The following is a 26219-nucleotide window of genomic DNA, read 5'->3' on the forward strand; positions in this document are numbered from 1 at the left end:
TGGAGCCGCCTGATGCTGGATACCGTGGAAAACGAAACCGGCGCCGACCCGCAGTGGTCGGTGCTGTGGCTGCATGGCCTGGGTGCCGATGGCCATGACTTCGCCCCGATCGTGCCCGAGCTGGTGCGCCCGCACTGGCCGGCGATCCGCTTCGTGTTCCCGCATGCGCCGGTGCAGCCGATCACGATCAACAACGGCGTGCCGATGCGCGCGTGGTACGACATCGTCAGCATGGATTTTCGCTCGCGCGCCGACAGCGCCGGCGTGGATGCCTCGATCGTGGAAGTGGAACTGCTGATCGAGCGCGAGATCGCCCGCGGCATTCCGGCCGAGCGCATCCTGCTGGCCGGCTTCTCCCAGGGCGGGGCGGTGATCCTCAGCGCGCTGCTGCGCCGCACCCGTCCGCTGGCCGGGCTGATCGCGCTGTCGACCTATCTGCCCGACCCGGCCAAGGCTGCGGCCGCGCGCGTGGCCGGCGCAATCAGCGTGCCGGTATTCATGGCCCATGGCACGCAGGATCCGGTGATTCCGGTGGCGATCGCCGAGCACACCGCACAGACGCTGAGCGCGCTCGGCCTGCCGGTGGAGTGGCACACCTATACGATGGCCCACCAGGTCTGTGCCGACGAGCTCGACGCACTGGGCAACTGGCTCGAGGCGCGCTTGGCCGCCTGACGCCATGAACGACCCGCGCCAGCAGTCCTGGTTGCCCGAGCTGTGCCGCCTGCCGCGACTGGCGGCGATGCTCGGGTTGGCCGAGCTGGTGGTCGTGGTGGTGGCGCTGGCACCCGATGGCAGCCGCCACTGGACGCTGCCGGACTTCCTGTCCGCCAGCGGCTTCGCGTTGTGGCTGGCGCTGGCAGTGACGGTCAGCCTGTGCAGCGTGCGCGCCATGCTCTCGCGCCTGCCCGAGGTGCCGGGCATGGTGCTGGTGGTGATGATGACCGGCCTGATCGCCGGCGCGTGCGCGGCGATCGTGCATGCGTTGTACGGGGTGATCGGCGGCGGCAGCTTCGCCCAGACCGTCGGCTTCTGGCGGTTCACGCTGGGCAGCGCGGCGATGACCGCATTGATCAGCGCACTGGCGCTGCGCTACTTCTACGTCAGTGATCGTGGCAGCGCGCAGATGCTGGCCAATGCACGGGCCCAGGCCGATGCGCTGCAGGCGCGGATCCGGCCGCATTTCCTCTTCAACAGCATGAACCTGATCGCCAGCCTGCTGCGCCGCGATCCGGACGTGGCCGAGCGCGCGGTCCTGGACTTGTCCGACCTGTTCCGTGCCGCGCTGGGTGCCGGCGATGGCGACTCCACCCTGCAGGCCGAGTGCGAACTGGCCGAGCAGTATCTGTCGATCGAATCGCTGCGCCTGGGCGAACGCCTGAAGGTGATCTGGCTGCGCGACGAGCCGTTGCCATGGTCGTTGCCGATGCCGCGGCTGGTGCTGCAACCGCTGGTCGAGAACGCGGTGCTGCACGGCATCTCACGGGTGCCTGCCGGCGGCACGATCGTGCTGGCGCTGTCCAGCGACGGCACCCAGCTGCGCATCCGGGTGCGCAACCCGGCGCCGGATCCGGCCACCCGCGGGCTGCCGCTGCTGCAGGGCGCAGGCCACGCACAACGCAACATCGCCCACCGCCTGGCCTGGCGCTTCGGCCCGGCCGCGCGGATGACGGGGGCGTGGGCCGACGGCTACTATGCTTGCGAAATCACGGTCCCGGTCCAGTGAGGAAACTGTCTTGAAGGTGGTGATCGCCGACGACGAACCGCTGGCCCGCGAGCGCCTGCGCTCCCTGCTTGCCGACCAGGCCGGCATCGAGGTGGTGGCCGAGGCCGAGAACGGCGAACAGGCGCTGCATGCCTGCGCCGAACTGCAACCGGACCTGGTCCTGCTCGATATCGCCATGCCCGGCCTGGACGGGCTGGAGGCCGCACGCCATCTGGCCACCTTCGAACCCCGCCCGGCCGTGGTGTTCTGCACCGCGTACGACGCGCATGCGCTGTCCGCGTTCGAAGCGGCGGCCATCGATTACCTGATGAAGCCGGTGCGCCCCGAGCGCCTGGCTGCCGCCCTTGAACGTGCGCGGACCTTCCTGGCCGGCCGCAGCGGCCCGGCGACCGCCGCCAGCCAGCAGGCGCGCACGCTGCTGTGCGCGCGCCTGCGCGGCAGCCTGCGGCTGATCCCGGTCGAGGACATCCATTACCTGCAGGCCGAAGAGAAATACGTCGTCGTGCACCACGCGCGCGGCGAAGACCTGCTGGAAGAATCGCTGAAGTCGCTGGAAGAGGAATTCGGCACCCGATTCGTGCGCATCCACCGCAATTGCCTGGTCGCCCGGCACGAACTGGTGGAGCTGCGACGAAATGGCGCAGGCCAGGTCCAGGCAGTGCTGCGCCATGGCCACGGGCCGCTGGAAGTCAGCCGCCGCTGCGTGGCCAGCCTCAAGCAGGACCTCAAACACCTGTAGGCCACGGGGATCCCATCGGGCCCGGCAGGCGCTCACCGTTGGTCGATATGCCTCCGTGCGTCGATAATGGCGCCATGAAGACCCTGCGCATCGCCACCCGAAAGAGCCCGCTTGCCCTGTGGCAGAGCGAATACGTCGCCGACCGCCTGCGCCAGGTGCACCCGGGGCTGGAGGTGGTGCTGATCCCGATGAGCACCCGCGGCGATGAGGTGCTGGACCGCTCGCTGGCGGCGATCGGCGGCAAGGGCCTGTTCCTCAAGGAACTGGAACTGGCGATGCTGCGTGGCGAAGCGGATTGCGCCGTGCACTCGCTCAAGGACGTGCCGATGGAACTGGACGCGCCCTTCGCGCTGCCAGCCATGCTGACCCGTCATGACGCGGCCGACGGGTTCATTTCAAATCTGTACGCCTCGCTGGAGGCATTGCCGATCGGCGCCCGGGTGGGCACCTCGTCGCTGCGCCGCCAGGCCCAGCTGCGCGCGCTGCGCCCGGATCTGGAGTTGCAGGACCTGCGCGGCAACGTCAACACGCGCCTGGCCAAGCTCGACAACGGCGGTTACGACGCGATCGTGCTGGCGGTCGCCGGGCTGGAACGCCTGGGCCTGGGCCACCGCATCGTGGCGCGCCTGGCCGCCCCGGACTGGTTGCCGGCCCCGGCGCAGGGCGCGGTCACGGTGGAGTGCAACGGCGAGGACGCGGCGGTGATGGGCCTGTTCGCTGCGCTGGACGATGCCGACACGCGTGCCTGCGTGGAAGCCGAGCGCGCCATGAACCGCGCGCTGCACGGCAGCTGCCATGTGCCGGTGGCCGGCTTTGCGCAATGGGAGGGCGAGGATCTGTTCCTGCAGGGCCTGGTCGGCGGGGTCGCCGATGGCCGCATCGTGCGCGCGGAAGCGCGGGGCCCGGCCAGTGATCCGGAGACGCTGGGCCAGCGCGTCGCGCGCGGCCTGCTCGATGCCGGCGCCGGGGAGCTGCTCACGGTGTAGTGCCGGCCGCTGGCCGGCATTCCAGATCGCGCGAGGTTCCCGGGTAGCCGGCCAGCAGCCGGCACTACGTCACGATGGCGGGCGCACCGGCGCCCGCAGCGATTACTTGAACTTGTAGACCACGTTCATCGTGGTCAGCGTGTCGGTCTTGCGCTTGTCATCGGCGACGTCGCTGTTGTGACGCGCCTGCCAGCCGGCCTTCAGTGCCAGATGCTCGTTCATGCTCACCGATACGCCGAAATCGTTCTGCGCGAAGGTGTTGTACGAGCCCGATTCGACCAGCAGCGTGTTCACCAGGTCGGTGTTCGGGGTCAGCGTGTACTTGAGATCGAACAGGCCGCGGCCGATCAGGCCGGTACGGGTCGAGTCGTCTTCGGTGTTGTGGGTGCGGCGCACACCCGGACCGATCTGCGCGTCCATGTAGAACCGCTCGGCGTCGATGATCCGGGTGCCGTAACCGAGACCGAACGAGCTCTGGCGGTCGTAGGTGGCGAAATCGTCGCGCTCGTAACGCACCGTGGCGGTGATCTGGCGGTGTTCGCCCAGCTGCAGCGCACTGCCGGCGCTGCCGGTGTAGCGGTTGGCGGTGGTGTTGCGGCGGCGGATGGTGGTGCCGTCGTCGTTGGTATCGGTGTACTCCGAGCGCGAGCGCAGGCCGAACAGGTCCATGCTGTGCACCCAGTCATCATCGGTGTAGCGCAGGCGCAGACGACCGTTGAAGCTCTCGGTATTGCTGTTGCCGCGGGCCGAGGCAAAGCCCAGTTCGCCGCCACTGCCGCTCCAGGGGGAGGTCATCGCCGCCAGTTCGGCAACGTCCTGTGCATAAACCGCCGGGGCGCAGAGCAGCAGGGGAACAAGCAACGAAACGCGCAGGGACATCAACGGTTCTCCGTGATCGGACAAGGGGGAGGGACAACAAGGGGGGGATGATACTTGATGCGTTCCACGTCACATTCGGCGATGGGCCGGGGCTTTAGGACCCGTTCGGCCTCGCCCCTGTTCAGGGAATATCGATCCGCAGCGAGGCGTCGTCGAAGCGCGAGTAGGTCACGGTAATCCGGAACGGCTGCCCGTTGGTCTGGCCCTTGCGCTCGATCTGCACCGGCAGGCCCTGCACATTGACCCAGTACAGCAGGCCATCGGGCGCTGCAGTGGCGTGGCGCACCTCGTATTTGTGTGCGCGCTGGCCGCCGGCGCGTTCTTCGCCGAGGTCGCGCACCTGCAGCTGCGCCGGCTCCAGATCAGCGGGCAACGGATTGCGCCACTGGGCCAGCATCCCTTCGGGCACCGGGATCTGGCGCACTTCGCCGGCACGCTGCAGGAAGAAGGTGCCGCCGATGATGGTCTGCGGGCCATCCTCGGTGACGAGGCGGTAGCGGTCCGGGGCCACGTAGTCCATCTGCGCTTCCACCGCGCGCGGGCCCTGCATTTTCATCACCGCATGGAAGCTGCGCAGCTGGCCGAAGCGCTGGCTGGCGGCCAGCACCGTGCCGACCGGGTCGGCGGCCGGTGCGGTCGCGGCAGGCACCGCAGCCACGGGCGTTTCAGTGCGCCCGCAGCCGCTGAGCAGCAGGGCGGCGGCGGACAGGGCAAGGGCGGGCAACAGGCGCATGACGGGCGGCAGCAGGCGATGGGGGCCCCACGATAGCCGAAGATGCAGCCGAAGCCGCCACAACGACGGCGACTCGGACATAATCGGGTCATGGACCGATATGAACGCATCAACGCCCTGCATCGCCTGCTCAAGTCCGCCCGTTACCCGGTAACGGTGGCGGCCCTGCAGGAAAAACTGGAGTGTTCCCGCGCGACTGTCTACCGCGACCTGGCCTTCCTGCGCGATGCGCTGATGGCGCCGGTGGAAGGCGATGGCGAGGCGGGCTTCCGCTACCAGGCCGACGAAAGCGACCGCTTCGAGCTGCCGGGCTTGTGGCTGAGCTCGGAAGAGCTGCACGCGCTGCTGGCCTCCCAGCACCTGCTTTCGCGGACAGGGGGCGGCGTGCTCTCCTCGGTGCTGGCCCCGCTGCAGCAGCGCATCGAAGGGCTGCTGGCGGCGCAGGCCGGTGTCTCCAGCTGGCCGGTCGACCGGGTCCGGGTGATTCCGCACCGCGGGCGCAAATTCGATGAGGCCAGCTTCCGCGCGGTGGCCTCGGCGGTGCTCGAGCGCAAGCAGCTGGCCTTCGAGTACCGGGCCCGCTCCACCGACGAGGCGACCCAGCGCACCGTGTCGCCGCAGCGCATGACCCACTACCGCGACAACTGGTACCTCGATGCGTGGGACCACGGCCGCGAAGGCCTGCGCAGCTTCGCCGTGGACCGCATCTACAAGGCGCGCGTGATCGATACCACCGCGCGCGATGTGGATGAGAGCGAGCTGGACGAGCAGCTCGGCGCCAGCTACGGCATCTTCTCCGGGCCGCCCAAGGGCTGGGCCACGATCGTCTTCAGTGCCAAAGCCGCGCGCTGGGTGGCCGATGAGCATTGGCATTCCAAGCAGCAGGGCCGTTTCCTGCCCGATGGCCGCTACGAGCTGAAACTGCCCTACAGCGTCTCGCGTGAGCTGCTGATGGACGTGCTGCACTACGGCTCGGACGCGGAGATCGTCGAGCCGGTGATGCTGCGCGAACAGGCCAAGGCCCTGCTGGCCCTGGCGCTGACCAGCTACGAGTAAGCCGGCCCGGCCGGCATCGGCTCATGCCGTGGGGTCATATGCCCCGGATTCCGCAAGGGCCGGGGCGTGCGGTATCGTGGGGCGTTGCTGCCCCTACGGATTCCGCTGCCCCCATGAAAAAGTACCTGCTGCTCCCGTTGCTTGCCGCCTCGCTGGCCCTGTCCGCCTGTGGCAAGCCGGCCCATGATTCCCAGAAGCTGGTGGTCGCGGCCACTGCGGTGCCGCACGCCGAGATCCTGGCCGTGGTCAAGCCGATCCTGGAGAAGGAGGGGCTGACCCTGGAGGTGCGCGTGTTCAACGATTACGTGCAGCCCAATGACCAGCTGGTGCAGAAGCAGGTCGACGTGAACTACTTCCAGACCGAGCCCTACCTGGACGCCTACAACCGCGACCGCAAGACCGACCTGGTCAAGGTGATCGGCGTGCATATCGAGCCCTTCGGTGCGTACTCGCGCCGCTTCAAATCGCTCGATGCGCTGCCCAACGGCGCCGATGTGGTGATCCCCAACGACCCGAGCAACAACAGCCGCGCGCTGATCCTGCTGCACAAGGCCGGCGTGATCACGCTCAAGGACCCGACCAACGCGTTGGCGACCCAGCGCGACATCACCGCCAACCCGAAGCAGCTCAAGTTCCGCGAGCTGGACTCGGCGATGCTGCCGCGCGTGCTGGACCAGGTCGATCTGGCCCTGATCAACACCAACTACGCGCTGGATGCCGGGCTCAACCCGACCCAGGATGCGCTGGCGATCGAGAGCAAGGATTCTCCGTACGTGAACTTCCTCGTTGCCCGCCCGGACAACAAGGACGATGCCCGCGTACAGCAGCTGGCCAAGGCCCTGACCGGCCCGGAAGTGAAGGCCTTCATCGCCGAGAAGTACAAGGGCGCCGTCCTCCCCGCGTTCTGACCGGCACCCGCGGTAGCGCCACGCCATGCGTGGCTGGCCGCGCCCCGCGCGGCAATGATCGCCGACGCGGGCGTCACCCCACGCGGAAGCCCATCGTCGCTTCCACCGCCTGCTGCCAGCCGCGGTACAGCGCCTCGCGCTGATCCGTCGGCATCTGCGGGGTGAAGCGGCGGTCCACCGCCCACTGTTCGGCGATCTCCGCCCGGCTGCTCCAGAAGCCGGTGGCCAGCCCGGCCAGATACGCGGCGCCCAGCGCGGTGGTCTCGGCCACCTGCGGGCGCAGCACCGGCACGCCCAGGATGTCGCTCTGGAACTGCGCCATGAAGTCATTGGCGATCGCACCGCCATCGGCGCGCAGTTCCTTCAGCTCGATGCCCGCATCGGCCTGCATCGCCGCCAGCACATCGCGGGTCTGGTACGCCATGGATTCCACCGCCGCGCGGATGAAGTGTTCCTTGGTGGTGCCGCGGGTCAGGCCGAACATCGCGCCACGCACATCGCTGCGCCAGTACGGTGCGCCCAGTCCCACGAACGCCGGCACCAGGTACACGCCACCGTTGTCGGCGGCGCGCTCGGCGTACGCTTGGCAATCGCTGGATTTGCCGAACATGCGCAGCCCGTCGCGCAGCCACTGCACCACCGAGCCGGCGACGAAGATCGAGCCTTCCAGTGCGTATTCCACGCGGCCATCGATGCCCCAGGCGATGGTGGTGAGCAGCCCGTTCTCGGATACCACCGCCTTGTCGCCGGTGTTCATCAGCATGAAACAGCCGGTGCCGTAGGTGTTCTTGGCCATGCCCGGCTCGAAGCAGGCCTGGCCGAACAGCGCGGCCTGCTGATCCCCTGCGATGCCGGCGATGGGCAGGTGCTGGTCGAAAAAGAACTGCGCCTGGGTGGTGGCATACACCTCGCTGGAGCTGCGGACCTGCGGCAGCATCGCGCGCGGAATGTTGAACAACGCCAGCAGCTCATCGTCCCACTGCAGCGCATGGATATCGAACAGCAGCGTGCGCGCGGCATTGGTCACGTCGGTGACGTGCGCCTGGCCGCCACTGAGGTTCCAGATCAGCCAGCTGTCGATGGTGCCGAACAGCAGCTCGCCGCGTTCGGCACGTGCCTGCGCGCCCTCGACGTGATCGAGGATCCAGCGGATCTTGGTCGCGGAAAAATAGGCATCGATCAGCAGCCCGGTCCTGCGCCGGATCAGCGGCTCGTGGCCGTCGGCCTTGAGCTGCTCGCAGATCGCATGGCTCTGCCGCGACTGCCATACCACCGCGTTATGGATCGGCTGGCCGGTGGCCTTGTCCCAGACCACGGTGGTCTCGCGCTGGTTGGTGATGCCGATCCCGGCGATCGTGCGCGGGTCCACCTGGTGGCGGTTCAACAGTTCGGTGATCGTGGTGTAGACGCTGGTCAGGATCTCGCGCGGATCGTGCTCGACCCAGCCCGGCTGGGGGAAGATCTGGGTGAACTCGCGCTGCGCGCTGCCGGCGATGCGCCCGGCACGATCAAACAGCATGGCGCGCGAACTGGTCGTGCCCTGGTCGATGGCGAGCACGTAGTGCTTGTCCATGGTCTGCTCCGTGGAATCGATGCCGTGAGGCGTGACAGACATACAGCCTACGGCATCGAAACGCGCGCCTGCACGGTGGCCGCCAGGGCCTCGCGCTGTGCAGCGTCCAGCCGCAGGCCGAGATGGCTGCGGCGCCACAGCACGTCCTCGGCGGTGCGTACCCATTCGTGCGTGATCAGGTAGTCCAGCTCGCGCTCGTGCAGGCCGCCGCCATGGTCCTGGCCCAATGCGTCGCGTGTCTGGGCGCCGGCAAGCAGGCCGCTTGCGCGCGTGCCGTAGCTGGTGGCCAGGCGCTGGAGCAGGGCAGGGGACAGGTGAGGATGATCGCGCTGCAGGGTCTCAGCCACCTGTACCGCGTCGCCACCGTCGCCACCGGGCAGCGGTGGCCCGCCGGCCGTCCAGGCCGGTCCCATCGCCGGCAGCGAGGGTGACAGGCGCCCAAGCGCTTCCTCGGCCAACGCGCGATACGTGGTGAGTTTGCCGCCCAGCACGCTCAGCAGCGGGGCGCCGGCGGTATCCAGCTCCAACCGGTAATCGCGGGTGACCTGCGATGCAGCGCGATGATGATCGGCCAGCAGCGGGCGCACGCCGCTGTAGCGCCAGACGATGTCCTCGGCCTCGACCGGCACGCGCAGGAACCGGTTCACCGCATCAAGCAGATAGGCCTGCTCCTCCGCGCGCGGTTTGACCCACGCCGGATCACCGTCGTAATCGGTATCGGTGGTGCCGATCAGGGTGAAGTCCTGCTCGAACGGGATCGCGAACACCACGCGCTGGTCGGGCTGCTGGAACAGGTAGGCGCTGTCATGTGCGAACAGGCGCGGCACCACCAGGTGGCTGCCCTGCACGAGCCGCAGCCCGAGCGGTGCATCCAGCCCCGCGCGCTGCAGCACCGTGCCGGCCCAGGGGCCGCTGGCGTTGACCACGCAGCGGGCGCGGATGCGCTGCACGTCGCCGCTGGCCGTACGCAGCACCGCCCACCAGTGGTCGCGGTGGCGGATCAACTGTTCGCAGCGGGTGCGGGTGCGGATATCGGCACCGCGCTCGTGTGCATCCAGTGCGTTGAGCACCACCAGCCGGGCATCGTTGACGCGGGCGTCCGCATACGTGAAGCCGGTCCGGTAGCCCGGCTGCAACGTCTCGCCGCGGGGATCGCGTTGCAGGTCGATGCGCTGCGAGGGCGGGAAATGCGGATTGGGGCGGCCCAGGTGGTCGTACAGCCACAGGCCGGCACGCAGCATCCAGGCCGGGCGCAGATGGCGCGCATGCGGCAGCACGAACGTAGTCGGGGCAATGAGGTGCGGGGCGAGCTGGCGCAGCGTTTCGCGTTCGTTGAGCGCCTTGCGCACCAACGCGACTTCACCCTGCTGCAGGTAGCGCAGGCCACCGTGGATCAGCTTGGTGCTGGCGCTGGAGGTGTGGGCGGCCAGGTCATCCTGCTCGCACAGACATACCGAGAGCCCGCGCCCGGCCGCATCCCGCGCGATCCCGGCGCCATTGATGCCGCCGCCCACCACCAGCATGTCGAAGGACTCGCGCATCGGTTCCCCGGGGCGGATCGGCGCGGTCCGCCGTGGTGGCCAGTGTCGGGCAGTGGTCGGCAACGCCCGATGAAAGTAGCGGGCCCCACAACGACAACGGGCCCGCAAGGGGCCCGTTGTGCGTACTGCGTGGTGCGGAAGAGGCGTGCTTAGAAGCGCGCGCCGATGCCGAAGCCCACGGTCCACGGATCCAGCTTGGCCTTGTCGCCGGTGCCTTCGCCGTTGACGGTCAGTTCCGGGCGCGAATGCATGTAGCGGGCATCGGCGCGGGCGAACCAGGTGCTGTTGATGTTCATGTCCACGCCGACGGTGCCGATCGCGCCCTTGGCGGTCTTCACACCGATGTGGCCGATGTCGCTGGCGAGGTCTTCATTGCTGAAGTTGGACTCGTAGTAACCGGCGCCCACGAACGGACGGAACACGTTGTCGGCCTGGCCGAAGTGGTACTGGCCGCTCAGCGCGATCGGCTGCTGCTCGACGGTGCCCAGGCGGGCGCCATCGGTGCCGCGCACGCGGTGGTCGAACTTGTCCGCTGCGCCCCACAGTTCCACGGCCCAGTTGTCGTTGATGTAGTAGCTGAAGCTCAGGGTCGGGGCCGGGCCACCGTCCACCTTGCGCACGCCGTCCAGCGGGTCATTCTTCGGCTGCAGCAGCGAGACGCCGCCGACCACGGCGAAGTGCTTGCCGGACGCGGTATCAACGGTGCTGTCCTGCGCGAAAGCAGCCGGCGCAAAAGCAAGAGCAGTCAGGGTAGCCAGGGTCAGAGTACGGATGGAGCGCATGGGGGAATCTCCTCAGGATGTTTTTGTTCTGGGCCCCGGTGTTGTGGGGCGAGGCAACCGTAGTCCCCGCAATATGAATCGCATCCGACGCGCGTTAAATTTTAGTTGTTTCCATTCAGCGATCAGTGCGAAACCGCTGTATTTCCGGGCGATCATGCAACCTCCGACATTCATGCATCTGGTGACCGTGTGATGGAAACAACACGCTGCATCGGCTTTCCTGCGCAGCTGAATGCAGGATGCCGCGTGCTGGTGCTCGGCTCGATGCCCGGCGTGGCGTCGCTGCAGGCCGCGCAGTACTACGCGCATCCGCGCAATCGTTTCTGGCCGTTGATGGGCGTGCTGTGCGGGATCGACGCAACGCTTGCTTATCCCGATCGCATGCATGCACTGAACGCGACCGGCGTGGGCGTGTGGGATGTGATCGGGCAGTGCGAACGGCGCGGCAGCCTGGATGCGTCGATCGTGCGTGGCAGTGAAATCCCCAATGCGCTGGGCGCACTGATCGAGGGGCTGCCCGCGCTGTGCGCGATCGCCTGCAATGGCGGCACCGCCTACCGCGCGTTCCAGCGGTTCATCGCGCCCGCGCTTGTCGGACGGGCGCAGGCGTTGCCGGTCTGGTCGCTGCCCTCCACCAGCCCCGCCAATGCGGCCTGGCCGCTGCCCCTGCTGGTGCAGGCGTGGCAGCAGCTGTTCGATGCCGTGCGCCGCTGAGGCGGGGACAGCGGCGGACAATACGGTACCGACTGGAAAATTCCGCTTTGCACTGTGCCAAGCCGAATGCGGCCAAAGCAGATGCCTGCAACAGCCTGCCCCGGGACAGGGGGGCGGAAAATTCGCCAAGCCGGTTGGCGCTGGCGCGCGATACCCCCACAATAGGCGATTCCCTACACCAGATTGCCGGAGTTTTCCCCATGGCCGAAATCAAGGAAGCACTTGTCCCCGATATCGGTGACTACAGCGATATCCCGGTAATCGAGGTACTGGTCGCCGTTGGAGATACCGTCAAGAAAGACCAGGGTCTGGTGACGCTGGAATCGGACAAGGCCACGATGGAAGTGCCGTCCTCGGTGGCCGGTATCGTCAAGGAAATCAAGGTCAAGGTCGGCGACAACCTCTCCGAGGGCAAGCTCGTGGCCCTGATCGAAGTCAGCGAAGAGGCCGCCGCGCCGGCCGCTGCGGCTGCCCCGGCCCCGGCCGCCAAGACCGAAGCGGCCGAGACCGCGACCAAGGTCGAGCCCGTCGCCGCCCCGGCCGAGCCGGACAAGCTGGCCGCCCGTGACATCGAACAGTCCGCCGCCAAGCCGACCCAGCCGGCCCCGGCCGCTGCTGCCCCGTCGGGCGGCTCGCCGACCAGCCCGCCGGTCGCCTTCAACGCCGACAGCGTGCTGCCGCAGAAGGTGCCCTACGCATCGCCGGCCGTGCGCGTGTTCGCCCGCGAGCTGGGCGTGGACCTGAACCAGCTGAGCGGCACCGAGAAGGGTGGCCGCATCACCAAGTCCGACGTGCAGAAGTTCGTCAAGTCGGCCCTGGCCGGCGGCGGCGCCGCCGCTGGCGGCACGGTGGCGGCCGGTGGCGGCCTGAACCTGCTGGCCTGGCCGAAGGTCGACTTCAGCAAGTTCGGTGAGGTCGAGGTCCAGCCGCTGTCGCGCATCAAGAAGATTTCGGGCGCGAACCTGGCCCGCAACTGGGCGATGATTCCGCACGTCACCCAGTTCGAGCAGGCTGACATCACCGAGCTGGAAGCCCTGCGCGTGGCCCTGAACAAGGAAAACGAGAAGGCCGGCATCAAGCTGACCATGCTCGCCTTCCTGGTCAAGGCCAGCGCCGCGGCACTGAAGAAGTTCCCGGAGTTCAACGCTTCGCTGGATGCCAGCGGCGAGAACCTGACCCTGAAGAAGTACTTCAACATCGGCTTCGCGGCCGATACGCCGAGCGGCCTGGTCGTGCCGGTGATCCGCGATGTCGACAAGAAGGGCGTGGTGCAGATCGCGCAGGAATCCGGCGAACTGGCCAAGAAGGCGCGTGATGGCAAGCTCGGCCCGGCGGACATGAGCGGTGGCTGCTTCTCGATCAGCTCGCTGGGCGGCATTGGTGGCACTGCGTTCACCCCGATCGTCAATGCGCCGGAAGTGGCCATCCTGGGCGTGTCCAAGTCGTCGATCCAGCCGGTCTGGAACGGCAAGGAGTTCGCGCCGAAGCTGATGCTGCCGCTGTCGCTGAGCTATGACCACCGCGTCATCGATGGCGCGCTGGCCGCCCGCTTCACCACCTACCTCTCGCAGGTGCTGGCCGACATGCGGCGCGTCCTGCTGTGAAGCAGGGCCTGGTCCTGGCCGGGCTGCTGATGGCGCTGCCGATGGTGCAGCGAGCGCAGGGCGCCGGTGCTGGACGATAACGTGCGGTCCTCCACCGTGGAGGGCCAGCGTTACAGCGGCACCGGCCTGGCGTGTGGTGCGGGCCGGCGGATGATGAAACAGGTGGCGCTGCCGATCCAGGCCAGCGACACCAGGGAAAAGAAGCTCGACCGTCGCTGGAAAGATCTGGACGAGTCGCTCGAAGAACTGCAGCAACTGCTCGGCGGCAAGGCCGGCTGAGCACCAGGAGAACACGAATGGCCGCAATTGAAATCAAGGTTCCCGACATCGGCGATTACAGCGGTGTGCCGGTGATCGAACTGCTGGTCGCCGTGGGTGACACGGTGAAGAAGGACCAGGGTCTGGTCACGCTGGAATCGGACAAGGCAACGCTGGAAGTGCCCTCGTCGGCTGCTGGCGTGGTCAAGGAAATCAAGGTCAAGCTCGGCGACAACCTCTCCGAAGGCGATGTGGTGCTGCTGCTGGAGGCTGAAGGTGAGGCGGCTGCACCGGCCGCGCCGGCCAAGGCCGAGGCACCCAAGGCCGACGCACCGGCCAGCAAGCCGCCGGTGACCCCCTCGCACCGCGCCCCGGCCGAACCGGCCGCGCCGCAGCCGGCGCTGTCCTCGGGCAAGCCGGCCGACATCGAGTGCAAGATGGTGGTGCTGGGCGCCGGCCCGGGCGGTTACACCGCTGCCTTCCGCTCGGCCGATCTGGGCGTGGACACCGTACTGGTGGAACGTTATGCCAGCCTCGGTGGCGTCTGCCTCAACGTGGGCTGCATCCCGTCCAAGGCGCTGCTGCATGCCGCCGCAGTGATCGATGAAGTTGCCCATGCCGGTGATTTCGGCGTCGAGTTCGGCAAGCCGACCATCACCCTGGACAAGCTGCGCAGCTACAAGGAAAAGGTGGTCACCCAGCTGACCAAGGGCCTGGCCGGCATGGCCAAGCAGCGCAAGGTGCGCACCATGCAGGGCCTGGCGAAGTTCGTCTCGGCCAACGAGCTGGAGATCGTCGGCGACGACGGCAAGACCCAGCTGCTGCGCTTCGAGCAGTGCATCATCGCCGCCGGTTCGCAGGCGGTGAAGCTGCCGAACTTCCCGTGGGACGACAAGCGCGTCATGGACTCCACCGATGCGCTGGAACTGGCCGACGTGCCGGGCAAGCTGCTGGTGGTCGGTGGCGGCATCATCGGCCTGGAAATGGCGACCGTGTACGGCGCGCTGGGCAGTGAAGTGACCGTGGTCGAGTTCATGGACCAGCTGATGCCGGGCGCCGACAAGGACCTGGTCAAGCCGCTGGCCGACCGCCTGAAGAAGCAGGGCATCGTGGTGCACCTGAAGACCAAGGCGACCGACGTCAAGGCCGACAAGGCCGGCATCACCGTGTCCTTCGAAGCCGCCGTGGAAGGCGAAAAGCCGGGTCTGGAGGCAACCACCTTCGACCGCGTGCTGGTCGCCGTGGGCCGCTCGCCGAACGGCAAGAAGATCGATGCCGAGAAGGCCGGCGTGCAGGTCACCGACCGTGGCTTCATCCCGGCGGACCGCCAGATGCGCACCAACGTGCCGCACATCTTTGCGATCGGCGACATCGTCGGCAACCCGATGCTGGCCCACAAGGCCACGCACGAGGGCAAGCTGGCCGCGGAAGTGGCCGCCGGCGAGAAGAAGGAATGGGTGGCGCGCGTGATTCCGTCGGTGGCCTACACCAACCCGGAAATCGCGTGGGTCGGCGTGACCGAAACCGAAGCCAAGGCCAAGGGACTGAAGGTCGGCGTAGCCAAGTTCCCGTGGGCCGCCAGCGGCCGCGCGATCGGCATCGGCCGTACCGAGGGCTTCACCAAGCTGATCTTCGACGAAGAGACCCACCGCATCATCGGTGGCGCGATCGTCGGCGTGCACGCCGGTGACCTGCTGGCCGAGATCGGCCTGGCGATCGAGATGGGCGCGGAGGCCGAGGACATCGGCCACACCATCCACGCGCATCCGACGCTGAGCGAATCGGTGGCAATGGCCGCGGAGATCTACGACGGCACGATCACCGATCTGTACATGCCGAAGAAGAAGTAACTGGTCGATCACCGCTGTTGGTGGTGGCTCCCGTTCAACGAAAAACCCCGGCGAATGCCGGGGTTTTTTGTTGCTGCTGTTGTCGATCCAGCTTCGCTCGGGCGCCTGGCGCTCTCCTGCAGGCCACCACCGGAACTTGTCGAGGCGGGTACGGATACCCTGTGGGGCGAAATCAAGGAGGAGGTGACGGCCACAGGCCGTCGCCGGGGGACATTCGCGCGACAGGGTATCCGTGCCCGCCACCCCATCACCATGCTGTTGCCCCACCCCGCAACGCAAAAAAAAGCGCGGCCCCCGATATCCCGGAGGCCGCGCTTGGAGAGAGGTGTTGCGAAGGGCTTAGAAGACGAAGCTGACGCCTGCCACCGGACCCTTGAACTCCTGCTTCAGACCGATCGTGCCATCGCTGCCGGTCTGATCGACGTCGAGCTTGAACCAGTCGTAGCCGGCGAACACGCCGAAGTTCTTGGTGAAGCGGTAATCGACGATCGCATTGGCACGGCTCAGGTCGCCGTCGTAATCATCGAAGTTGCCCCACTTGGTGTTCAGGTACTGGCCCTGGAAGGTGATCATCCACTTCTCGGACGGGGTGAAGCTCAGGCGTGCACCAACCACCGGGGCGACACCGTCGGCCTTCTCGTCCAGGAACTCGCCCTGGTACAGATCACCGACATCCGCGTAAGCCTTGGTGCTCACCTTGGCGTACTCGGCACCCAGCTGCAGGCCGAGGTCGAACTTGTCGGTGTCCACGACCGAGTAGTCGTACACCAGGCTGGCGACCTGATACTTCAGCTCACCCTTGATGAAGCTGCCGGCCGGCACGTTGGTATCGCCGAAGCTCACACCCTGGTCGAGGGTCTCGCGGCGATCCTTGTCGTACTTGAAGTAGTTGAACAGCAGGCGCTGGCGGTTGCTGATGCGGAACATGCCGTCCACGCGCGGCTCCCATTCCTTGCCACCGAGGCCGAAATCTTCGGAGAAGCCCACATCCTGGCCAGCGATGTTGGTGTTGCCTCGGATCGTGTTGTCCGAATCGATCTGCATCGCACCCAGGCGCAGGGCGAAGCGGTCATCGCCTTCGGCAGCGTGGGACGGAGCGGCGTAGGAAAGCGCGGCCAGTGCGACTGGCACGGCAAGCAGGGAGAGCATCGGGCGCATCGGGGGTCCTTGCGGTGGTTCTAGTGATGTGGCGTCACATTGCCCACTGCGACGTCCACCATTCGTGAAGGTATGGTGGAGGCTGTGTGTACCGTTCATGCACTTTCGCTTACCGCAGGGCGGTTTGCTGGCCGGTTCCCGGGCCAGACGCCGTTACACGCGCTACCCGCCGGCGTTGTTCGACCCGGCCGCCAGCGCCGCAGGCCGCAAAAAGAGGGTGGCCCCGGAGAGGGCTTCGGGGCCACCCTGTACTGGCCTGCGCGCGGGACGCCGACGAGGATTCAACGGCAGGCTGGTCGTTATGACCGGACCGTGCGACCAAAGTTCAATATGCTGCACCGCCGCATCGCGTGTCCCTTTGCGCAGTGGGATTGGCCCGGTGGTGGAACAGGTTTGCAAGAGCCGCCAACGGCGGGCTTACATCCGGGATGAACAGGCAGCGGTTGTCTCTCAAATTGTCCCATTGCTATAATTTGGCGGCTCGACGAGGCGCTAGCTTGCGACCTCGGCCTTTCCTACTCACAACCATGCAGGACATTCACGTGCTGAACTCCGTTGACGCGGGTCGGCGACTGATGCTGCGCGCAGCGGTTTACCCGCTCGTTGCAGTGGCTGTCCTGGCTCTGGCCCTGCTGCTGTGGGGAGGCCCGAAGGCAGCCCTGGGGGCGTTGCTCTCCGGCGTGGCGGTTTCGGCGGCCGGCTGGGTGGCTGCGCGGATGGCGCTGGGGGGTGGGGTGCAGGCCGCAGGCTCGGCGATGACCCGCCTGATTCTGGCGGTCGTGGCAAAGTGGGTGCTCGTATTCGGCGTCCTGATGGTGGGTTTCCTGGTCTTCAAGCTGCCTGCATTGGCGCTGCTGGCCGGTATCGCCGTCGGATTGATGTTCCAGGTCCTGGCTCTGGCCAGGCGCTGATCCAATTTTCATTTAACTCAAGGTTCCGGACACATGGCAGGCGAGGCGCTGACACCCACCTCCTACATCCAACATCACCTGCACAACCTGACGTTCCATATGCAGGAAGGTGGTTTCTGGGCGATTCACGTCGACACCATTGTGACTTCGGTCCTGATGGGCCTGTTGATGGTGTTCGGCTTCTGGATGGCAACCCGCAAGGCCACCGCCGGCGTCCCGGGCAAGTGGCAGGCATTCGTCGAGATCTGCCTGGAGTTCGTTGACCGCCAGGCCAAGGACACCTACCACGGCACCAGCAAGCTGGTGACCCCGATCGCGATCACCCTGTTCTTCTGGATCCTCATGATGAATCTCATCAAGATGATCCCGGCCGACTTCATCGCCATGCCGCTGGAAGCCCTCGGCGTGCCGTACTGGAAGCCGGTCCCCACCGCTGACGTCAATGCCACCCTGGGCATGTCGATCAGCGTGTTCTTCCTGATGCTGTTCTTCGCGCTGCGTTCCAAGGGCCTGGGTGGTTTCACCAAGGAATTCCTGACCGCGCCGTTCGGCAAGTGGATGATGCCGTTCAACCTGATCCTCAACATCGTCGAGTGGCTGAGCAAGCCGATTTCGCTGGCGATGCGACTGTTCGGCAACATGTTCGGCGGCGAAATCGTCTTCCTGCTGATCTGGGTGCTGGGCGGTGCGGGTATCGCCGGTGCCATCGCAGGCGGTGCATTCGGCCTGGGCTGGATGCTGTTCCACCTGCTGGTGATTCCGCTGCAGGCGTTCATCTTCATGATGTTGTCCATCGTGTACCTGAGCCTGTCGGAAGACGCTCACTGAGTTTCGCTTCACCCTTCATCCGTTTGTTTCTAAACCCTTAGCTATTCAAAGTTCCAGGAGAAAACCATGTACTTCGCCGTCCTGACCAACCTCGCCCAAGTCCAGAGCTCCACCGTCCTCGCCGTCGGCATCATGATCGGCCTGGCCGCGCTGGGTGCCGGTCTCGGTCTGGCCATCATGGCCGGTAAGTTCCTGGAATCGGCTGCCCGTCAGCCGGAACTGATTCCGGTTCTGCAGGTCCGCATGTTCATCACCGCCGGCCTGATCGACGCCGCGTTCATCATCTCGGTCGCCGTCGGCCTGCTGCTGGCCTTCGCCAACCCGATGATCGGCGAGTTCGTTGCACGCCTGCCGCAGGTTGCTGGTTAATCCAGCAACAGCGAAACGATCAGGCGCCGTGTGCGCCTGATCGCGGATGAAGGATCGGATGCGCCGCCAAGGCGGCCCATCCACCCCGTCACCCCCGATTGAGCGAACCCCATGGATATCGGTTTTACCCTCGTTGCCCAGGGACTGGCGTTTGCCGGTCTGATCTGGATCATCGCGACCAAGATCTGGCCGCCGTTGATGAACGCCATCGAAGAGCGTCAGCAGAAGATCGCTGAAGGCCTCGCCGCTGCCGACCGCAGCCAGAAGGATCTGGCCCAGGCGCAGGAAAAGGTCAACGATGCACTGAAGGATGCGCGCACCAAGGCCAACGAGATCATCGATCAGGCCCACGCACGCGCCAACCAGATCGTTGATGCCGCCAAGAATGAAGCCATCGTCGAAGCCAACCGCCAGAAAGACCTGGCCCACGCCGAGATCGAAGCTGCCGCCAACCGTGCCCGTGAAGATCTGCGCAAGCAGGTGTCCGCCCTGGCCGTGAGCGGTGCCGAAAAGCTGCTCAAGCGCGAAATCGACGCCAACGCCCACAAGGCGCTGCTCGACGAGCTGGCCTCGGAGATCTGATCGATGAGCCAGGCCCTCACGCTTGCACGCCCGTATGCCCGCGCCGCGTTCGCGACCGCGCGCGACGAAGGCACGTTCGCGCCGTGGTCGGACGCGCTTGCGTTCTCCGCCCACGTAGCTGCCGACCCGCGCGTGGCGGCCTTGCTGTCGAACCCGGAACTGGACCGCGACGATGCCGTCGCGATGCTGGTGCCGGAATCGTCCAGCGAGACCTTCGGTCGCTTCCTGGCCATCCTGGCCGATGCGCACCGTCTGCCGCTGCTGCCGGAAATCGCCGGCATGTACGACCAGCTGCGCGCTGAAGCCGAACACGTGGTCAAGGCCACGGTGACCTCGGCCACCGAACTGTCCGGCGCCGAACTGGACGCCATCAAGGCCGCGCTGCGCAAGCGCTTCGGCCGCGAGGTGGACGTGACGACCGCGGTCGATGCGTCGCTGATCGGCGGTGCCGTGATCGACGCCGGCGATGTGGTCATCGATGGCTCGCTCAAGGGCAAGCTGTCGCGCCTGCAGACCGCGCTCGCTAACTGAATTCATTTAACGTCCGGCGTGATTGCCGGCACTAGGACTTGACGATGGCAACCACGCTCAACCCCTCCGAAATCAGCGAACTGATCAAGAACCGCATCGAGAAGGTCAAGCTGGCCGCGGAATCGCGCAACGAAGGCACCGTGACCAGCGTGTCCGACGGCATCGTGCGCATCTTCGGTCTGGCCGACGTGATGCAGGGCGAAATGATCGAACTGCCGAACAACACCTTCGCCCTGGCCCTGAACCTGGAGCGCGACTCGGTCGGCGCCGTGGTCCTGGGTGGCTATGAGCACCTGCGCGAAGGCGACGTCGCCAAGACCACCGGCCGCATCCTGGAAGTGCCGGTCGGTCCGGAAATGCTGGGCCGCGTCGTGAACGCGCTCGGTGAGCCGATCGATGGCAAGGGCCCGATCGCGGCCAAGGCCACTGCGCCGGTGGAGCGCGTTGCGCCGGGCGTGATCTGGCGCAAGTCGGTCGACCAGCCGGTGCAGACCGGTTACAAGTCCGTCGACTCGATGATCCCGATCGGTCGCGGCCAGCGCGAGCTGGTCATCGGTGACCGCCAGACCGGCAAGACCGCCCTGGCCATCGATGCGGTGATCAACCAGAAAGAAACCGGCATCAAGTGCGTGTACGTCGCGATCGGCCAGAAGGCCTCGACCGTGGCCAACATCGTGCGCAAGCTGGAAGAGAACGGCGCCCTGGCGCACACCGTGGTGGTCGCTGCGACCGCGTCCGAATCGGCCGCGATGCAGTACATCAGCGCCTACTCGGGCTGCACCATGGGTGAGTACTTCATGGACCGCGGCGAAGACGCGCTGATCGTGTACGACGATCTGTCCAAGCAGGCTGTCGCCTACCGCCAGATCTCGCTGCTGCTGAAGCGCCCGCCGGGCCGTGAAGCCTACCCGGGTGACGTGTTCTACCTGCACTCCCGCCTGCTCGAGCGCGCTGCCCGCGTGTCCGAAGAGTATGTGGAGAAGTTCACCGACGGCGCCGTCAAGGGCAAGACCGGCTCGCTCACCGCGCTGCCGATCATCGAAACCCAGGCCGGTGACGTCTCGGCCTTCGTGCCGACCAACGTGATCTCGATCACCGACGGCCAGATCTTCCTGGAAACCGATCTGTTCAACTCGGGCATCCGCCCGGCCGTGAACGCCGGTATCTCGGTGTCGCGCGTCGGTGGTGCGGCCCAGACCAAGATCATCAAGAAGCTGTCCGGCGGCATCCGTATCTCGCTGGCCCAGTACCGTGAACTGGCTGCCTTCGCGCAGTTCGCCTCGGACCTGGACGAAGCCACCCGCAAGCAGCTCGAGCGCGGTCAGCGCGTCACCGAGCTGATGAAGCAGAAGCAGTACGCCCCGATGTCCATCGCCAACCAGGCGCTGTCGATCTACGCCGTCAACGAGGGTTACCTCGACGACGTGCCGGTCAACAAGCTGCTGGCGCTGGAAGAAGGTCTGCATGCGCACTTCGCCAACACCCAGGGCGAGCTGATCAGCAAGATCAACGCGACCGGCGGCTGGGACAATGACATCGAAGCTGCCTTCAAGAAGGGCATCACCGAGTTCAAGACCACCGGCAGCTGGTAATACCGGTCCTGTAGAGCGGAGCGTTGCTCCGCTGGGCTGAAAGCAGCGGAGCAACGCTCCGCTCTACGTCAAACGCGGGGCCTGTGCCCCGCGCCACGGGAAGAAGAGATGGCAAGCGGACGCGAAATCAAAACCAAGATCAAGAGCGTGCAGAACACCCGCAAGGTGACGCGTGCGCTCGAAATGGTCTCGGCCTCCAAGATCCGCAAGGCGCAGGAGCGGATGAAGACGTCGCGTCCGTATGCGCAGGCGATGAAGCAGGTGATCGGTCACCTGGCCCAGGCCAGCACCGACTACCAGCATCCGTTCCTGGTCCAGCGTGACGAAGTCAAGCGCGTCGGTTACATCGTGGTCTCTTCCGACCGCGGTCTGGCGGGCGGCCTGAACAACAACCTGTTCCGCAAGATGCTGGGCGAAGTGCGCCAGTGGCAGGACAAGGGCGCCGAGATCGACGTGGTCACCGTCGGCCAGAAGGCCTCGACCTTCTTCCGTCGCGTCAAGGTCAACATGGTCGGCACCGTCACCCACATGGGCGATGTGCCGCACCTGGAACAGCTGATCGGCGTGATCAAGGTGATGCTCGATGCGTTCACCGAAGGCAAGGTCGACCGCGTGTACCTGGTCTACAACCGCTTCATCAACACGATGACGCAGAAGGCCAGCTTCGATCAGCTGCTGCCGTTGCCGGCGGCTGAGAAGCAGGTCGCGCATCACGACTGGGACTACCTGTACGAACCCGACGCCGCGACCGTGCTCGAGCACGTGATGACGCGTTACGTCGAGTCGCTGGTGTACCAGGCCGTGCTGGAAAACGTCGCGTCCGAGCATGCAGCCCGCATGGTCGCGATGAAGTCGGCCAGTGACAACGCGAACAAGCTGATCGGCACCCTGCAGCTCGTCTACAACAAGGCGCGCCAGGCAGCGATCACCCAGGAAATCTCCGAAATCGTCGGCGGCGCGGCAGCAGTCTGACGCGCACAGTCAAAGCACACATTAGAGGATTGCAGCAATGAGTCAGGGCAAGATCGTTCAGATCATCGGCGCCGTCGTCGACGTCGAATTCCCCCGCGAGTCGGTGCCGAAGGTGTACCACGCGCTGAAGGTGGACAACACCGAAATCACGCTGGAAGTGCAGCAGCAGCTCGGCGACGGCGTGGTCCGTTGCATCGCGCTGGGCTCCACCGACGGCCTGAAGCGCAACCTGGTCGCCACCAACACCGAACGCGCCATCTCGGTGCCGGTCGGCGCAGGCACCCTGGGCCGCATCATGGACGTGCTCGGTCGCCCGATCGACGAAGCCGGTCCGGTGGCCGCCAGTGATACCTGGGAAATCCATCGTTCGGCCCCGTCGTACGAAGACCAGTCCCCGGCCACCGAGCTTCTGGAAACCGGCATCAAGGTCATCGACCTGATGTGCCCGTTCGCCAAGGGCGGCAAGGTCGGCCTGTTCGGCGGCGCCGGCGTCGGCAAGACCGTCAACATGATGGAACTGATCAACAACATCGCCAAGGCGCACAGCGGTCTGTCCGTGTTCGCCGGCGTGGGTGAGCGTACCCGTGAGGGCAACGACTTCTACCACGAGATGAAGGACTCCAACGTCCTGGACAAGGTCGCGATGGTGTACGGCCAGATGAACGAGCCGCCGGGCAACCGTCTGCGCGTCGCCCTGACCGGCCTGACCATGGCCGAGTACTTCCGCGACGAGAAGGACGAGAACGGCAAGGGCAAGGACGTGCTGCTGTTCGTCGACAACATCTACCGCTACACCCTGGCCGGTACCGAAGTGTCGGCACTGCTGGGTCGTATGCCCTCGGCGGTGGGTTACCAGCCGACCCTGGCCGAGGAAATGGGCGTCCTGCAGGAGCGCATCACCTCGACCAAGAATGGCTCGATCACCTCGATCCAGGCCGTGTACGTGCCCGCCGATGACTTGACCGATCCGTCGCCGGCCACCACGTTCGCCCATCTGGATTCGACCGTGACCCTGTCGCGTTCGATCGCCTCGCTGGGTATCTACCCGGCCGTGGATCCGCTGGATTCCACCAGCCGCCAGATGGACCCGCTGGTCATCGGCAACGAGCATTACGACACCGCCCAGCGCGTCCAGCAGACCTTGCAGAAGTACAAGGAACTGAAGGACATCATCGCGATCCTGGGCATGGACGAACTGTCCGAAGAAGACAAGCAGGCCGTGACCCGCGCCCGCAAGATCGAGCGCTTCTTCAGCCAGCCGTTCCACGTGGCCGAAGTGTTCACCGGCTCGCCGGGCAAGTACGTGTCGCTGAAGGACACCATCCGTGGCTTCAAGGCCATCGTCGATGGCGAATACGACCACCTGCCGGAACAGGCGTTCTACATGGTCGGCAGCATCGAAGAAGCGGTCGAGAAGGCCAAGAAGATGGCTGAAAAGGCCTGATGCGGCGGGGACGGGCGCCATGCCCGTCCCGACCCGTCACACGGGGTGGGCGCATGCCCACCGCTGAGGACATCCTGCGGTGGGCGCGAGCCCGCCCTAAAGCGAGAAGAGTTTCATGAGCACCATCCGTTGCGACATCGTCAGCGCCGAGCAGGAAATCTTCCGTGGTGAGGCGACCCTGGTCGTGGCCACCGGTGAGCTGGGTGAGCTGGGCATCGCGCCCAAGCACGCCCCGCTGATCACCCGCCTGAAGCCGGGCAAGGTGGTGGTGACCACGCCGAGCGGCGAGCAGATCGACTTCGCCATCTCCGGCGGCATTCTCGAAGTGCAGCCGCAGGTCGTGACCGTGCTGGCCGACACCGCGATCCGTGCCCAGGACATCGACGAAGCCTCGGTCCGCAAGGCCAAGGAAGAAGCCGAGCGCATCCTGGCCAACCGTGGTGAAGCAATGGAAGTGGCCGAAGCGCAGCAGCGCCTGGCGGAAGTGTCCGCCCAGCTGCAGGCGCTGGAGCGCCTGCGCAAGAACCTCAAGCACTGAGCGGAGTGGCGCGACGGCGCCATCCGCGAAGGGAAAACGCCGGCTTGCCGGCGTTTTTTTTTGCCTGCCTCCGGGGATGCCGGCTCAGCGGAAGATCAGCGTCCGCATCAGCAGGAACGACACTGCTGCGAGGCCACCTTCGACCAGGGGTTTGGCCAGCCACGCGTAGCGAAGCCCGAGATGCTCGGCCGCCAGCGTCACCAGCAGCGTACTGATCGCGGTCAGCACGCCCCACAGCAGCAGGAAGCGCACGAACCGTGGCCAGCCCAGCCGGTGTTCGCCATCGCGGGCAAAGGTGTAACGGCCATTGAGCCAGAAGCCGAGCAGCATGCCGCTCACGCGCCCCAGCAGATTGCCGGGTGCCGCAGGCATGCCCAGCGCGGTGGCAGCCACGAACACGGCCCAGTCCAGCGCGAGCTGGATCAGGCCGATGACGAGATAGCTGCTGCCTTGGCGGAGGAGACTCACGTGCGATCCGGGTGCGGGCAATCCCACATGTTAACGAGCGGCGCACTAGAATTCCCTTCTACGATTCCCGGAACGTGATCTGCCCATGACCCAGCCCCTGCACGTGATCATCCTGGCCGCCGGCGCCGGCAAGCGCATGAAGTCGGCCCTGCCGAAAGTGCTGCAGCCCATTGCCGGCCGCCCGATGCTCGCCCACGTCATCGACACCGCGCGCCAGCTGCAGCCCGAGGCGATCCACGTGGTTTATGGCCATGGCGGTGAGGCGGTGCGGCAGGCCTTCGCGGACCAGCCGGACCTGCACTGGGCAGAGCAGAGCCGGCAGCTGGGCACCGGGCATGCCGTGCTGCAGGCCATGCCCGAAGTACCGGATGCGGCAACCGTTCTGGTGTTGTACGGCGACGTGCCGTTGATCCGCGGCGAGACGCTGCGCCACCTGCTGTCGCAGCCGGGCCGCCTGGCCGTGCTGGTGGCCGAGGTCGCCGACCCGACCGGCTACGGCCGGATCGTGCGCAACGCCGAGGGCAAGGTCGGTGCGATCGTCGAACAGAAGGATGCCAGCGACGAACAGCGCAGCATCCGCACCATCAATACCGGCATCATCACCGCCGAATCGACCGCGCTGCGCCGTTGGTTGTCCCAGCTGTCCAATGCCAACGCGCAGGGCGAGTACTACCTGACCGACATCTTTGCCGCGGCAGCGAGTGACTACACCCCGGCCGAGATGGCCTTCGTGCAGGACCCGCAGGACGCCGAAGGCGCCAACGACCCGTGGCAGCTGGCCCAGCTCGAACGCGCCTGGCAGCTGCGCGAAGTGCGTGCACTGTGCGCGCAGGGCGCGCGCGTGCTGGATCCGGCGCGGCTGGATATCCGTGGCCCGGTCACCGTCGGCAGTGACGTGCAGATCGACGTCAACGTGATCCTGGAAGGGCGCGTGGTGCTGGGCGACGGCGTCAGCATCGGCGCGTTCACCCGGCTCAAGGACGTCACCCTGGCCGCGGGCACCGTGGTCAAGCCGCACTGCGACCTGGATGGCGTGATCAGCGAAGGCGCGGCGGAGATCGGTCCGTTCGCGCGCCTGCGCCCGGGTACCGTGCTGGCCGAGGGCTCGCACGTCGGCAATTTCGTGGAAACCAAGAAGGTCGTGCTCGGCGCCGGCAGCAAGGCCAACCACCTCACCTATCTGGGCGATGCGGTGATCGGCAGCAAGGTCAACATCGGCGCGGGCACCATCACCTGCAACTACGACGGCGTGAACAAGTCGCAGACCACCATTGGCGACCGGGCCTTCATCGGCTCCAACAGCTCGCTGGTCGCGCCGGTGGTGATCGGTGAAGGCGCGACTGTCGCCGCCGGCTCGGTGATCACCCGCGGCGCCCCGGCCGACAAGCTGACCGTCGCGCGCGCACGCCAGGAAACCATCGACGGCTGGAAGCGCCCCACGAAGAAGTAACGCCGGCCGCTGGCCGGCAAGCAGGCG

Annotated in this window: 27 protein-coding genes; 20 read left to right on the forward strand and 7 right to left on the reverse strand. The window is 66.3% G+C overall.

Annotated features, from left to right (window positions below; translation table 11 throughout):
• The first annotated feature begins 9 nt into the window (after positions 1–9).
• From C0R07_RS15365 to hemC, 4 genes are all read left to right on the forward strand, one after another.
• Complete coding sequence (locus C0R07_RS15365; RefSeq protein ID WP_174704364.1) at positions 10–675, forward strand: alpha/beta hydrolase; 666 nt, start codon at positions 10–12, stop codon at positions 673–675.
• Between the two features lie 4 nt (positions 676–679).
• Positions 680–1726: a sensor histidine kinase gene (locus C0R07_RS15370; protein ID WP_070426004.1), complete on the forward strand. Its 1047-nt coding sequence runs from the start codon at positions 680–682 to the stop codon at positions 1724–1726.
• Between the two features lie 10 nt (positions 1727–1736).
• Positions 1737–2465, forward strand: a complete 729-nt coding sequence (locus C0R07_RS15375; RefSeq protein WP_019183615.1) for a LytR/AlgR family response regulator transcription factor — start codon at positions 1737–1739, stop codon at positions 2463–2465.
• Between the two features lie 74 nt (positions 2466–2539).
• Positions 2540–3451 (forward strand): hydroxymethylbilane synthase, encoded by a 912-nt coding sequence (hemC, locus tag C0R07_RS15380; protein ID WP_102789364.1) that lies wholly within the window; start codon positions 2540–2542, stop codon positions 3449–3451.
• Between the two features lie 102 nt (positions 3452–3553).
• Here hemC and C0R07_RS15385 read toward each other — a convergent pair whose 3' ends face one another.
• Together C0R07_RS15385 and C0R07_RS15390 are read right to left on the reverse strand one after the other, a co-directional pair.
• The gene (locus C0R07_RS15385) at positions 3554–4330 is read right to left on the reverse strand and encodes a DUF481 domain-containing protein (protein WP_019183617.1); all 777 of its coding nucleotides are present in this window, start codon (positions 4328–4330) and stop codon (positions 3554–3556) included.
• 121 nt (positions 4331–4451) lie between these two features.
• A complete protein-coding gene (locus C0R07_RS15390) occupies positions 4452–5063 on the reverse strand; it encodes a hypothetical protein (RefSeq protein ID WP_102789365.1) in 612 nt (203 codons plus the stop codon).
• A gap of 90 nt (positions 5064–5153) precedes the next feature.
• Here C0R07_RS15390 and C0R07_RS15395 point away from each other — a divergent pair, with 90 nt between their 5' ends.
• Together C0R07_RS15395 and C0R07_RS15400 are read left to right on the forward strand one after the other, a co-directional pair.
• A complete protein-coding gene (locus tag C0R07_RS15395) occupies positions 5154–6119 on the forward strand; it encodes a helix-turn-helix transcriptional regulator (protein WP_019183619.1) in 966 nt (321 codons plus the stop codon).
• A 113-nt stretch (positions 6120–6232) separates the two neighbouring features.
• A complete protein-coding gene (locus C0R07_RS15400; RefSeq protein WP_070426001.1) occupies positions 6233–7027 on the forward strand; it encodes a MetQ/NlpA family ABC transporter substrate-binding protein in 795 nt (264 codons plus the stop codon).
• A gap of 73 nt (positions 7028–7100) precedes the next feature.
• Here C0R07_RS15400 and glpK read toward each other — a convergent pair whose 3' ends face one another.
• The 3 genes from glpK to C0R07_RS15415 form a co-directional block, all read right to left on the reverse strand.
• Positions 7101–8600, reverse strand: a complete 1500-nt coding sequence (gene glpK / locus C0R07_RS15405; protein WP_070471885.1) for a glycerol kinase GlpK — start codon at positions 8598–8600, stop codon at positions 7101–7103.
• 47 nt (positions 8601–8647) lie between these two features.
• The gene (glpD, locus tag C0R07_RS15410) at positions 8648–10141 is read right to left on the reverse strand and encodes a glycerol-3-phosphate dehydrogenase (protein WP_102789366.1); all 1494 of its coding nucleotides are present in this window, start codon (positions 10139–10141) and stop codon (positions 8648–8650) included.
• A 149-nt stretch (positions 10142–10290) separates the two neighbouring features.
• Entirely contained in the window at positions 10291–10923 is a 633-nt protein-coding gene (locus C0R07_RS15415) for an OmpW/AlkL family protein (protein ID WP_019183623.1), read from the reverse strand.
• Between the two features lie 192 nt (positions 10924–11115).
• Here C0R07_RS15415 and C0R07_RS15420 point away from each other — a divergent pair, with 192 nt between their 5' ends.
• The 4 genes from C0R07_RS15420 (at position 11116) to lpdA (ending at position 15349) form a co-directional block, all read left to right on the forward strand.
• On the forward strand, positions 11116–11637 hold the full coding sequence (locus C0R07_RS15420; protein ID WP_174704361.1) for a DNA-deoxyinosine glycosylase: 522 nt from the start codon (positions 11116–11118) through the stop codon (positions 11635–11637).
• A 200-nt stretch (positions 11638–11837) separates the two neighbouring features.
• Positions 11838–13241 (forward strand): dihydrolipoyllysine-residue acetyltransferase, encoded by a 1404-nt coding sequence (aceF, locus tag C0R07_RS15425; protein WP_019183625.1) that lies wholly within the window; start codon positions 11838–11840, stop codon positions 13239–13241.
• Positions 13242–13322: 81 nt separating this feature from the next.
• Positions 13323–13520: a hypothetical protein gene (locus C0R07_RS15430; protein ID WP_102789368.1), complete on the forward strand. Its 198-nt coding sequence runs from the start codon at positions 13323–13325 to the stop codon at positions 13518–13520.
• Between the two features lie 17 nt (positions 13521–13537).
• Positions 13538–15349, forward strand: a complete 1812-nt coding sequence (gene lpdA / locus C0R07_RS15435; protein WP_102789369.1) for a dihydrolipoyl dehydrogenase — start codon at positions 13538–13540, stop codon at positions 15347–15349.
• A 339-nt stretch (positions 15350–15688) separates the two neighbouring features.
• On the opposite strand, the gene C0R07_RS15440 is transcribed toward lpdA, so the two are convergent.
• Positions 15689–16507 (reverse strand): hypothetical protein, encoded by an 819-nt coding sequence (locus C0R07_RS15440; protein WP_019183629.1) that lies wholly within the window; start codon positions 16505–16507, stop codon positions 15689–15691.
• Positions 16508–17049: 542 nt separating this feature from the next.
• On the opposite strand from C0R07_RS15440, the gene C0R07_RS15445 reads away from it, so the two are divergent.
• The 9 genes from C0R07_RS15445 (at position 17050) to C0R07_RS15485 (ending at position 24274) form a co-directional block, all read left to right on the forward strand.
• The gene (locus C0R07_RS15445; RefSeq protein WP_026069845.1) at positions 17050–17418 is read left to right on the forward strand and encodes a hypothetical protein; all 369 of its coding nucleotides are present in this window, start codon (positions 17050–17052) and stop codon (positions 17416–17418) included.
• A gap of 33 nt (positions 17419–17451) precedes the next feature.
• Positions 17452–18246 (forward strand): F0F1 ATP synthase subunit A, encoded by a 795-nt coding sequence (gene atpB / locus C0R07_RS15450; RefSeq protein ID WP_046273137.1) that lies wholly within the window; start codon positions 17452–17454, stop codon positions 18244–18246.
• Positions 18247–18312: 66 nt separating this feature from the next.
• Positions 18313–18615 carry a F0F1 ATP synthase subunit C gene (atpE, locus tag C0R07_RS15455; protein ID WP_017354883.1) on the forward strand — a complete coding sequence of 101 codons (303 nt, stop codon included), beginning with the start codon at positions 18313–18315 and terminating at the stop codon, positions 18613–18615.
• 111 nt (positions 18616–18726) lie between these two features.
• Complete coding sequence (locus C0R07_RS15460; RefSeq protein ID WP_019183632.1) at positions 18727–19197, forward strand: F0F1 ATP synthase subunit B; 471 nt, start codon at positions 18727–18729, stop codon at positions 19195–19197.
• A 3-nt stretch (positions 19198–19200) separates the two neighbouring features.
• A complete protein-coding gene (locus tag C0R07_RS15465) occupies positions 19201–19728 on the forward strand; it encodes a F0F1 ATP synthase subunit delta (protein ID WP_019183633.1) in 528 nt (175 codons plus the stop codon).
• Between the two features lie 44 nt (positions 19729–19772).
• The gene (gene atpA / locus C0R07_RS15470) at positions 19773–21320 is read left to right on the forward strand and encodes a F0F1 ATP synthase subunit alpha (protein WP_019183634.1); all 1548 of its coding nucleotides are present in this window, start codon (positions 19773–19775) and stop codon (positions 21318–21320) included.
• Between the two features lie 108 nt (positions 21321–21428).
• Positions 21429–22292, forward strand: a complete 864-nt coding sequence (atpG, locus tag C0R07_RS15475; protein WP_019183635.1) for a F0F1 ATP synthase subunit gamma — start codon at positions 21429–21431, stop codon at positions 22290–22292.
• 37 nt (positions 22293–22329) lie between these two features.
• Positions 22330–23736, forward strand: coding sequence for a F0F1 ATP synthase subunit beta (gene atpD, locus C0R07_RS15480; RefSeq protein WP_019183636.1), 1407 nt, complete (start codon positions 22330–22332; stop codon positions 23734–23736).
• Between the two features lie 115 nt (positions 23737–23851).
• Entirely contained in the window at positions 23852–24274 is a 423-nt protein-coding gene (locus C0R07_RS15485; protein ID WP_019183637.1) for a F0F1 ATP synthase subunit epsilon, read from the forward strand.
• An 84-nt stretch (positions 24275–24358) separates the two neighbouring features.
• Here the strand turns inward: C0R07_RS15485 and C0R07_RS15490 are convergent, their stop codons facing one another.
• The gene (locus C0R07_RS15490; RefSeq protein ID WP_019183638.1) at positions 24359–24742 is read right to left on the reverse strand and encodes a GtrA family protein; all 384 of its coding nucleotides are present in this window, start codon (positions 24740–24742) and stop codon (positions 24359–24361) included.
• A gap of 85 nt (positions 24743–24827) precedes the next feature.
• Here C0R07_RS15490 and glmU point away from each other — a divergent pair, with 85 nt between their 5' ends.
• On the forward strand, positions 24828–26192 hold the full coding sequence (gene glmU, locus C0R07_RS15495; RefSeq protein ID WP_070425991.1) for a bifunctional UDP-N-acetylglucosamine diphosphorylase/glucosamine-1-phosphate N-acetyltransferase GlmU: 1365 nt from the start codon (positions 24828–24830) through the stop codon (positions 26190–26192).
• The last annotated feature ends 27 nt before the right edge of the window (positions 26193–26219 follow it).

Source organism: Stenotrophomonas bentonitica, from assembly GCF_002887735.1.
GTDB classification, from domain to species: Bacteria; Pseudomonadota; Gammaproteobacteria; order Xanthomonadales; family Xanthomonadaceae; genus Stenotrophomonas; species Stenotrophomonas bentonitica_A.